Source organism: Cobetia sp. (assembly GCF_983723665.1).
The window spans coordinates 1,639-3,461 of record NZ_CFDJES010000214.1; the positions used below are offsets into that span (position 1 = coordinate 1,639).

At 64.9% G+C, this 1,823-nt stretch carries 2 protein-coding genes; both read right to left on the bottom strand.

Annotated elements, in window-relative coordinates:
* Positions 1-593, bottom strand: a 593-nt coding sequence (locus AC4FAH_RS13975; RefSeq protein ID WP_483237313.1) for a sulfite exporter TauE/SafE family protein, incomplete at its 3' end; no start/stop codon positions are given.
* 240 nt (positions 594-833) lie between these two features.
* On the bottom strand, positions 834-1,823 hold a 990-nt coding region (locus AC4FAH_RS13980), incomplete at its 5' end, for a TRAP transporter large permease (protein WP_490246251.1).

Sequence of the window (1,823 nt, forward strand, 5' to 3'; positions counted from 1 at the left end):
ACCAGACCCAGCGCCGCGCCCGTGCCGACGGCCAGGTGCATCGGGGTGCCCAGGGTGCTCAGGGTCGGCACGCTCAGGGTGCCGCCGCCGATGCCCATCAGCGTCGAGACGCCACCGATGAAGGTGCCCAGTGCGCCGCTGCCCAGCGGGCCCGGCAGGCCAGTGCCCAGCACGGTGGACTGACGGCGGAACATGTTGAGCGCGACCAGGAAGGCCACGGTGGCAAACAGCCCCATCAGTACCGCACCGCTGAACAGGTTGGAGAGCAGGCCGCCGATGATGACGCCGATGATCACGCCCGGCAGCAGGCGCTTGAGAATCGCCGGGTCCAGATTGCCCTTGGCGTAATGCGCCCTGGCCGACATGATCGAGGTGGGAATGATGGTAGCCAGTGAAGTGCCGACGGCCTGGTGCATGCGCACCGCTTCATCGACGCCCAGCAGGCTGAAGAGGTGAAAGAGCACGGGCACGATGACGATGCCGCCGCCGACCCCCAGCAGGCCGGCCATCACGCCGGCAATCATGCCGGTGACGATCAGTGCGGCGATCAGGCCGAGAATCCAGTGCAGTGGATAGGCTGAGAACAGTTCCATGGTGTTTCCTTGTCGTCCCCGTATGGCGCGGGGTGGTTCATTGCTGATGAAGGTTGCCGATGAACGCCATCGGCAGTCGATGCATGTCCCTGGAGCGCTGGCGGGTGTGCTGTCTCCAGGGGAGGCGAGCCGGTGGGCAGGCCACAAGACATTACGCGTTGCTGAATTACCTTTCCAATGGCCTTTGCGCTGAATCACCACTCAAGTGTCTCGAGTCGCGCCGGTAGATGGCTGGCCGGCTTACCAACCGATCGCCTCCGGCAGCCAGGTAGCGAGCCCCGGGAAGCAGAACAGCAGCACGACTGCCGCAGCCTGCAGGCCCACGAAGGGCAGCACACCGAGATACAGATGGCGGGTGGTGACTTCAGGGGGAGCGACGCCCTTGAGGAAGAACAACGCCCAGCCAAAGGGCGGCGTCAGGAAGGACATCTGCAGATTCATCGCCACCAGCACGCCCAGCCACACCATGTCGGTGCCATAGCCGATGAAGACCGGCAGGAACATCGGCAGCGCGATATAGCTGATCTCGATCCACTCGAGGAAAAAGCCGAGCACGAACAGTATCACCATCAGGAAGATCAGTGCGCCCAGCTCGCCGCCCGGCAGCAGGTTGAACAGGTCATGCACCATGTTCTCGCCGCCAAGGCCGCGGAAGGCCAGCGAGAAGGGCTGCGCGCACAGCAGGATGAAATAGACCATGGCGGTGATGGTCAGGGTCGAGTGCAGACAGGCCTTGAGCATGGTGAAGTTGAGACGCCGGGCCAGCAGCGCGATCAGCATGCTGCCCAACGCGCCCATCGAGGCCGCTTCGGTGGGAGCGGCCACGCCGCCCAGGATCGAACCGAGCACCGCGAACACCAGCATCAGCGGCGGAATCACGCTACGCGCCAGGTCACGCAGCAATTCCTTCAGGCCACCGGCAGCGGCGCGCTCCTCTTCCGGGATGGCCGGGACGAGGTCCGGCTTCCACCAGCCCAGCACCAGTAGATAGACGATATAGATGACGGCGATGGCCAGCCCCGGTACGAAGGCGGCGGCAAACAGGGTGCCGACGGATTCGCCGAGAATTTCCGAGAGCAGAATCAGCACCAGGCTCGGCGGAATGATCTGCCCCAGGGTGCCGGAGGCGCAGATGGTGGCCGAGGCCACGCCCGGGTGATAGCCGCGCCGCAACAGGGTCGGCAGCGTCAGCATGCCGACGGTGACCACCGTCGCGCCGACGATGCCGGT